Source organism: Leucobacter sp. M11 (assembly GCF_035726885.1).
Classification (GTDB): domain Bacteria; phylum Actinomycetota; class Actinomycetes; order Actinomycetales; family Microbacteriaceae; genus JAPFRB01.
This window is the reverse complement of sequence record NZ_JAPFRB010000003.1, coordinates 660,131-668,322: the sequence shown is the minus strand read 5'-3', so window position 1 is coordinate 668,322 and position 8,192 is coordinate 660,131. Positions and strand designations below refer to the sequence as shown.

The window sequence follows — 8,192 nt, the reverse complement described above, 5'->3', positions numbered from 1 at the left end:
GGGCGGTGGTTTCGAGCACGGTGGGTCGGATCACGGGGATGCCGAGCAGATCCGCCTGGAACTGCATGAGGAAGTCGGAGACGGCGGCCCCGCCGTCCACGCGCAGCTCGGTCAGGGGGGTGCCGGTGTCGGCGGCCGCGGCGTCGATGACCTCGACGGACTGGAAGGCGATGGCCTCGGAGGCGGCCCGCACGAGGTGCGCCCGGGTGACGAAGCGGGTGAGGCCGACGATGACGCCGCGGGCATCGGGTCGCCAGCGGGGGGCGTAGAGGCCGGAGAAGGCGGGCACGATCACCGCGCCGCCCGTGTCGGGCACGCTCGTGGCGAGGCCCTCGATCTCCTCGGAGTCGCGGAACAGGCCGAGGTTGTCGCGGAGCCAGTGTTGCAGGGATCCGGCGACGGCGACGGAGCCCTCCAAACCGTAGACGGGTTTTTGTCCCGCCAGCTGGTAGGCGACGGTCGTGAGCAGGCCGTTCTTCGAGTGCACGGGGGTCTCCCCCGTGTTCAGGACGAGGAAGCAGCCGGTGCCGTAGGTGTTTTTCGCGTCGCCCTCGGCGAAGGCGGTCTGGCCGAAGGTCGCGGCCTGCTGGTCGCCGAGCACGCCCGCGATGGGGATGCCCGCAACCTCGGGCACCGCGCTGACCTCGGCGATCACCCCGGAGGAGGGCACGATGCGGGGCAGCATCGCCGCGGGAATGGCGAAGGCGTCCAGGACCGCTTCGCTCCAGGTCAGGGTGCCGAGATCCATGAGGAGCGTGCGGCTGGCGTTGCTCACGTCGGTGACGTGCTGGCCGCCGTCCGCGCCGCCGGTGAGGTTCCAGATCAGCCAGGAGTCGATCGTGCCGAAGCGCAGTTCCCCGGCCTCGGCGCGCTCGCGCACCCCGGGCACGTGCTCCAGGATCCAGGCGAGCTTCGTGGCGGAGAAGTAGGTGTTGAGCGGCAGACCCGTGATGTCGCGGAATCGGTCGAGGCCGCCGTCCGCGGCGAGCCGGTCAACGATCTCGTGGGTGCGGGTGTCCTGCCAGACGATCGCGTCGGTGACGGGCGCGCCCGTTGCGGCGTCCCAGACCACGGTGGTCTCGCGCTGGTTGGTGACGCCGATGGCGCGGATATCGCGGGCCTTCACCCGGGAGACGGCGAGGGCCTCGACGAGGAGCGTGCGGGTGTGCCGCCAGATCTCGGCGGCGTCGTGGGCGACCCAGCCGGGTTGCTCGAAGATCTGCCGGTGCTCTTTCTGGGCCGCGCCGCGGACGGCCCCGTCCCGGTCGAAGATGATCACCCGGGTGGAGGTGGTGCCCTGATCGATTGCGCAGAGGTACTCGGCCATGCTGGCAGTGTATCCCGCACCCACCCGGGCGACGAGGATCGAGCGGCGGTTCGAGGCGAGGTATCGTTGCGGGCAGGAATGCGCGGGGCAGGACCAGCCGAGGAGGATGCGGCGGCGGTCAGTGGCTGGGAGATGCTCGGGAGGTGAGTCTGTGGCGTTGAGCGATGGCCGCCAGCCGATGCCGCGGTACTTGGCCCCCATCTATCTTCCGACGGTGTTCTCCACGATCGCGGTTTCGGCAATCACGCCGCTCGTGCCCTTCATGGTCACGGGGCTCGGTGGCAGCCTCGCGGTTGCGGGCTTCTTTGCCGGTCTCCTCCTCATCGGTCAGCTTCTTGCGTCGGTGCCCTCAGGCCGCTTGGTCGGTCGCATCGGGGAGCTCCCGGCGCTCACGGTCGCGGGGGTGCTCCTCCTGATCGGCTCGCTCGCCCTGCTCGTGCCCGCGCTCCCCGTCGTCGCGCTGGGCTTACTCGCCGTCGGCGCCTCCGCTTCGCTGTTTGGTCTCGCACGGCACAGCTACCTATCGGCGACCGCGCCGCTCGACCGCCGAGGCTCCGCGTTGGCCCGGCTGGGCGGGGCCGCCCGCTTCGGCACGGCGCTTGGCCCGTTGGTCGGTTCACTCTTTCTTGTGCTCTGTGGCACCGCGGGGGCTGCGGCCTCTGGCGCGCTCGCCGCACTGCTCGCCCTGGGTGGACAGTTTCTCGCCCGGGGCTCCGTGCACGCGCCTGTGCGCACGGCCGCCGAGCGGGCCCTCCCCCGGACCCGTGATCTGATCCGGGACGCCCGGCGTACGCTCAGCACCGTCGGTGTCGCGAGCGCAGCGGTCAATCTCGTTCGGGCCTCCCGCACGGTGCTCCTGCCGCTCTGGGCCCTGCACCTCGGCCTCGACGAGCAGCGGGTCTACCTCGTCGTCCTCGCGGGCACCCTGGTCGATCTCGCGCTCTTCCCGCTCGGCGGGCGACTGCTGGACCGGTTCGGGCCGCGTCCGCTCGCGGTCATCACGACGCTCGGCATCGGGGCGGGGCTCGCCTGCCTGCCCCTCGCCTCGGGGTTCTGGCCCCTCGCCATCTGCGCAGCGGCGATGGGCGCGGGGAACGGGCTCGGCAGCGGGCTCCTGTTCACCGTGAGCGCGCAGGTCTCGCCCCGGCGAAACCCGGGGCCAGCGCTCGGGGTATTCCGTCTCGTCTCCGATTCCGGCTCCGCGGTGACCCCCGTGCTCATTTCCTCGATCACGGCGGTGTCCGGCCTCGCCGCCGCGAGCGTCACGATCGGCGGGATCGGGGTGCTGGCCGCGGCACTCGCTGCCCGTTTTTTCGCGCCGGACTGGCTCCGAGCCTGCTCCCCAGACGCGCCCCACGCCGGGGAGCGCGCGCCGGGGCCTGAGAACGGGGCGAACGGCGGCGGGGACGAGACCCGCTCCCCCCGAGTCAGCGGCCCCGGCTAGACTGAGCGGCATGGCAAATCACCTGCGTCTGGCGTCCGTGAACGTGAACGGCATCCGTGCCGCCTACCGGAACGGCATGGCCGCCTGGCTGGAAGACCGCGACATTGACGTGCTCGCCCTCCAGGAGGTGCGCGCCGAGACCAGTCACCTGGAGGAACTGCTCGGCGACGGCTGGCACATCCTGCACGACGCCGCCCTCGCGAAGGGCCGCGCCGGGGTCGCCATCGCGAGCCGGATCCCCTTCGACGGCCACCGCGCCATGATCGGCGGCGAGGAGGCCCAGTCCGAGGGTCGCTGGCTTGAGGCGCAGGTCACCAAGGACGGCACGCAGTTCACGGTGGTGAGCGTCTACGTGCACTCCGGCGAGGTGGACACCCCCCGCCAGGAGGCCAAGTGGGCCTTCCTCGACGCGATGGACGCACGGCTGCGCGAGCTCGACACCGAGGGCGCGCTCGTCGCGGTCGTCGGCGACCTGAACGTGGGCCACCGCGAGCTCGACATCAAGAACTGGCGCGGCAACCGCAAGAAGGCGGGCTTCCTGCCCCGCGAGCGCGCCTACTTCGACCGCTTCTTCGGCCCGAAGGGCGAGAACGTCGTCTGCAACGACGGCTCCGAGGGCGAGGGCCTCGGCTGGATCGACGTCGGCCGCCGCTGGGCGGGCGAGGTCGAGGGCCCCTATTCCTGGTGGTCCAACCGCGGCCAGGCCTTCGACAACGACACCGGGTGGCGCATCGACTACCACGTGGTCACCCCGGCGCTGCACGAGCGGGTCGAGCACTACGTCATCGACCGGGCCGCGTCCTACGCCGAGCGATGGTCCGACCACGCGCCCGTCGTCGTCGACTACCGGGTCTAGGCCCGACCTCCCGGTTTGGCCCGCGGCGCGGGCCACCCCCTCACTTCTCCCCGGGCGCTCCCCGTGCGAGCGCTCGCGCACCCCCAAAGGAATCCCCATGAGCACCGCCCCCGTCTCCCCCTCCGGCAAGCCGATCCTCTTCTCCGGCATGCAGCCGTCGAGCGACTCCCTGCACCTCGGCAACTACGTCGGGGCGCTGAAGCAGTGGGTCCAGATGCAGGAGGACTACGAGGCTTTCTTCTGCGTCGTCAACCTGCACGCGATCACCGTGCCCCAGGACCCCGAGAAGCTCAAGGCGAGCACCCGGGCCACGGCCGCGCAGTACATCGCCGCGGGCATCGACCCCGAAAAGTCCACGCTGTTCGTCCAGTCCCAGGTGTCCGGTCACGCCGAACTCGCCTGGGCGCTGAACACGATCACGGGCTTCGGCGAGGCCGGCCGGATGACCCAGTTCAAGGACAAGTCGCAGCGCTTCGGCGCGGACACCACCTCGGTGGGCCTGTTCACCTACCCGGTGCTCATGGCCGCCGATATTCTGCTCTACCAGGCCGCGACGGTGCCCGTGGGCGAGGACCAGCGCCAGCACGTCGAGCTCACCCGCGATCTCGCGACCCGCTTCAACAGCCGCTTCGGCGACACCTTCACGGTGCCCGTCGCGCAGATGCCGAAGGGCGCCGCGAAGATCTACGACCTGCAGGAGCCCACCGCGAAGATGTCGAAGTCCGCGGACTCTCCGTCCGGGCTGCTCAGCCTGCTCGACGAGCCGGGCGTCAACAAGAAGAAGATCATGCGCGCCGTGACCGACGACGACGGCGAGATCCGCTTCGACCGCGAGGCCAAGCCCGGCGTCTCGAACCTGCTCACGATTTACGCTGAGCTGGCCGGGCAGAGCGTCGAGTCCCTGGAATCCGAGTACGCGGGCAAGGGCTACGGCGACCTGAAGAAGGGCCTCGTCGAGGTCGTCGAGTCCGTGTTCGGGCCGATTCGCACCCGCACCGCCGAGCTCCTCGCCGACCCCGCCGAGCTCGACCGGATCCTGGCCGGGAACGCGGACCGCGCCAACGAGGCCGCCCAGGCCACGCTGCGCACCGTCTACGACCGGATGGGCCTCATCAGCCGCTAGGACCGGGCTGCCCAGCCGGGCCGGGCGCGGTATCGGCTCGTGAGCGCCCGGCCGATCTCCGCCAGGTGGTCCCGAACGCTCTGCGGGCGCTCGATGTCGAGCCATTCGACGAGCCCCGCGAGGTGACCGGCAATCCCGTATGCGCTCGGCGCGTGGATCACCACCGGGATGCGGCCATCGCTCGCCGCCGCCCCGATCTCCAGGTTGTCGCCAACCGCGGTGCGGAGATAGCTGAGCCCGTCGGGCGCGCACCTCGCGTGGACGTCGATGAGCGTGCCACGGCGCCCCGCCTCTTCGCGAATGGCCCGCCACTGCTCGGCGAGATCGAAGGTGTCGGGTCGGTGCACGGGGTCATCGCTGAGCTGCACGGCGCTGACGCGGTCGAGGCGAAAGGTCCGCTGACCGTGGTCCGTCCCGGCGACGAGATACCAGCGCGACCCTTTCGACACGAGCCCCAGGGGATGAACGACCCGCTCGGAGGCGCTGCCGGCGCGGTCGACGTACCCGAGTCGCACCTGAACGCCGCGGATCACGGCGTCCTGCACGACCTCAAGGAAGCGGGGCGGGAGAGCCTGCGCGCCGTCCCGCCCCCAGGGGTTCGGATCCACGATCTGCGAGGCAGCCGCGGCTTCGGCCTGCTCCCGGAACGTCTCCGGGAGCGCCCGAACGAGCTTCCGGAGGGCGTGCTGCACCTCCGGGGTCTCCGCGGCCGCCGACCCGGCAACCAGGAACAGGGCGCGGGCTTCGCCGGCCGTGAGTCCGGAGAGATCGGTGCGTCCGCCGCCGAGCAGGCGCCACCCCCCGGTCCGGCCCCGGACCGAATAGATCGGAATCCCGGCGATCCCCAGCGCGTCGAGATCGCGCCTGGCCGTGCGCTCGGAGACCTCAAGCTCCGCTGCGACCTCCGCGGCCGTGACCTGCCCACGTCGTTGCAGCATCAGGAGGATGGCCACCAAGCGATCAGATTTCACGGTGCAAGTCTCTCAGAAAACCGGTCACAAGGTGACCGGTTTTGGTCAGTACCTTGAGCTTATGACCCCACACACGCACGACATTCCCTTCCCCGAAGCCACCATGATCACCGTGAACGGCGTTGCTCTCGAGGTGTTCGAGGCGGGCCAAGAACACGCCGGTAATCCCCTGGTGCTCTGCCACGGCTGGCCCGATATCGCGTATACCTGGCGCGCCCAGATTCCGGCGCTGGTGGCCGCCGGCTACCACGTGATCGCGCCAAACCAGCGGGGCTTTGGCAACTCGGCCCGCCCCGACGAGATCGTCGAATACGACATCGAGCATCTGACCGGCGACCTCGCCGCCCTGCTCGACCACTACGGCTACGACAGCGCCACCTTCGTCGGGCACGACTGGGGCGCGTTTGTGGTGTGGAGCTTCACGCTGCTGTTCCCCGAGCGGGTCGACCGAGTCGTGGCACTCAGCCTGCCCTACCTCGCCCGTGGCGAAATGCCCTGGCTCGATGCGATGGAGGCGGCGTTCGGCAGCGACCACTATTTCGTCCACTTCGCACAGCAGCCGGGGGTTGCTGACGCGATCTTCGACGCGGATCCCGCGCGGTTCATCAACAACCTCTTCCGCCGGGACGAGCCGCTGTTGCCGCCCCGCCCCGGCATGGCGATGATCGAGATTGCCCGGGACGACGCTCCCCTCGGGGAACCGCTGCTCAGCGCACAGGAGCTTTCGGTCTACGAGTCCGCGTTCACTCGCTCAGGGTTCACCGGCGGCATTCACTGGTACCGCAACCTCAACCGGAATTGGCACCTGCTCGCAGACGCCGACCCCATCATTCATCAGCCCGCGCTGATGATCTCCGGGACTCGCGACGCGGTCGCCCCCTCCGAGCAGCTCGCAACCTTCGTGCCGCAGGTGACCGAGCTCAGCCTCGACAGCGGTCACTGGGTCCACCAGGAGCGCCCCCGCGAAACCACGCGTGCCATCCTCGACTGGTTGGCCCGGACCCCGGCCCCGCGGCAGCGCTGATGGACGAGCCGATGTTCTTCGCCACCGCGGATGCCTTCAGCGACTGGTTGGAGACGCATCACGCCCGGACGACTCACGTCTGGGTGCTGTTCGCCAAGCAGGGTTCGGGACGGGTCAGCCAGACGTGGTCTGAAGCGGTCGATGTGGCGCTGTGCTTCGGCTGGATTGATGGACTCAGAAAGCGGGCGGACGGCGACCGCTATCTCGTCCGCTTTACCCCGCGTCGGGCGGGGAGCGTGTGGAGCGCGGTCAACGTGAAGAAGGCCGAGGCGCTCATCGCGGCGGGACGAATGCGAGCCGAGGGGCTGACGCTGTTCACCGAGCGACAGGACCGCAGCGGGTACTCCGCCGAGACGCGGAACGTCGCGCTGTCCGCCGAGGACGAGCGGGCCTTCCAGGCAGATCCGGTGGCCTGGGCCACCTTTTCGACGAGCCCGCCCTCGTACCGGCGTGACGCCGTGTGGTGGGTGATGAGCGCGAAGCGGGAGGCGACGCGGGCGAAACGGCTCGCGATCCTGATTGCGTCGTCGGCGGCGGGGCAGCGCATTCCGGCGCTCAGCCCGCGACGGTAGCCGGGATCCCGACAGCTTCCGTGCGTGGCCTGGCCTCGCGGCCGGGAGCCGTCGCGGCAGCCGTTAGGGGTGGTCCCGGAGCGCGCGTTCGTTGTACTCGGCGATCTCGCGGTCCAGGGCCGCCCGGTCGGTGCCCCGGATGACCAGGCGCGGGCTTTCGAGCGTCGTGCCGACGCCGGTGGCGCGGAACGCGAAGCCGGGCTCGAAGCTCGGGTTGTTCGTATCGCCGGTGACGATCTCCGTTTTCTCGATCGAATCGGGGTCGATCCGCATGGCCGTGTTCCGGAGGTCCCCGGCAAGCGTTGTGACGGGGAACCCCGTCGGGAAATCGCTCAGGGGGAGGCTCGCCAGGTCCTTGGGGTAGGTGGTCTGCATCGTTTTCGTTGCGACCTCGTAGGGCAGGTCACCCAGGAACGCGGGGGCGGGCAGCGGCGCGTAGGCGGAGATCGTGGGGCCGTTCACCGCGAGCACCCCGAGCTCAACGCCCTCCACCGGGCGGTGATCCGCCCCGGCTTCGAGGTCTTCGCTGGGGCCCGTGAACAGCTGCATCCCCGAGTTCTGTTCCCGCGGGTTCTCCTCGGGGTCGGCGAGCTCCGCGCTGCTCCAGGCGGTGTCCTCGGAGGAGCCGAGCACGCGGTAGACACGGAACTGCTGTTCCGGATGCCACGTCGAGAGCACGACGAGGTACTCGCTCGCGTCGGCGACGGGCTGCCAAGCGATCTCCAGCGTCCCCTCGGTCGTGTCCGTGCTGAATTCCGGGGTGACGCTGTCGAGCCGCGGCTCGGCTACGATCTCCGTCACGAGCGGTTCGGCGAGGCCCACGCCCTCGGCGTCAACGAGGCGCGCCACATAGTACCGCTCGTAGAAGGTCCAGC

The 8,192-nt window shown here is 70.2% G+C and carries 8 protein-coding genes; 5 read left to right on the top strand and 3 right to left on the bottom strand.

Annotated elements, in window-relative coordinates; genetic code table 11:
• Positions 1-1,327 (bottom strand): glycerol kinase GlpK (glpK, locus tag OOT08_RS11580; RefSeq protein WP_325092781.1); only part of this gene is annotated, 1,327 nt, incomplete at its 3' end.
• A gap of 151 nt (positions 1,328-1,478) precedes the next feature.
• Here glpK and OOT08_RS11575 point away from each other — a divergent pair.
• The 3 genes from OOT08_RS11575 (at position 1,479) to trpS (ending at position 4,750) form a co-directional block, all read left to right on the top strand.
• On the top strand, positions 1,479-2,771 hold the full coding sequence (locus tag OOT08_RS11575; RefSeq protein ID WP_325092780.1) for an MFS transporter: 1,293 nt from the start codon (positions 1,479-1,481) through the stop codon (positions 2,769-2,771).
• 10 nt (positions 2,772-2,781) lie between these two features.
• The gene (locus tag OOT08_RS11570; protein ID WP_325092779.1) at positions 2,782-3,627 is read left to right on the top strand and encodes an exodeoxyribonuclease III; all 846 of its coding nucleotides are present in this window, start codon (positions 2,782-2,784) and stop codon (positions 3,625-3,627) included.
• 97 nt (positions 3,628-3,724) lie between these two features.
• Positions 3,725-4,750: a tryptophan--tRNA ligase gene (gene trpS / locus OOT08_RS11565; protein WP_325092777.1), complete on the top strand. Its 1,026-nt coding sequence runs from the start codon at positions 3,725-3,727 to the stop codon at positions 4,748-4,750.
• On the opposite strand, the gene OOT08_RS11560 is transcribed toward trpS, so the two are convergent.
• Complete coding sequence (locus tag OOT08_RS11560) at positions 4,747-5,721, bottom strand: helix-turn-helix transcriptional regulator (protein ID WP_325092775.1); 975 nt, start codon at positions 5,719-5,721, stop codon at positions 4,747-4,749. The two genes, trpS and OOT08_RS11560, sit on opposite strands and share 4 nt — an antisense overlap.
• A 61-nt stretch (positions 5,722-5,782) precedes the next feature.
• Here OOT08_RS11560 and OOT08_RS11555 point away from each other — a divergent pair, with 61 nt between their 5' ends.
• Both OOT08_RS11555 and OOT08_RS11550 read left to right on the top strand, forming a co-directional pair.
• Complete coding sequence (locus OOT08_RS11555) at positions 5,783-6,745, top strand: alpha/beta fold hydrolase (RefSeq protein WP_325092773.1); 963 nt, start codon at positions 5,783-5,785, stop codon at positions 6,743-6,745.
• Positions 6,746-6,756: 11 nt separating this feature from the next.
• Entirely contained in the window at positions 6,757-7,317 is a 561-nt protein-coding gene (locus OOT08_RS11550) for a YdeI/OmpD-associated family protein (protein WP_325092772.1), read from the top strand.
• Positions 7,318-7,380: 63 nt separating this feature from the next.
• On the opposite strand, the gene OOT08_RS11545 is transcribed toward OOT08_RS11550, so the two are convergent.
• On the bottom strand, positions 7,381-8,192 hold an 812-nt coding region (locus OOT08_RS11545; protein ID WP_325092771.1), incomplete at its 5' end, for a hypothetical protein.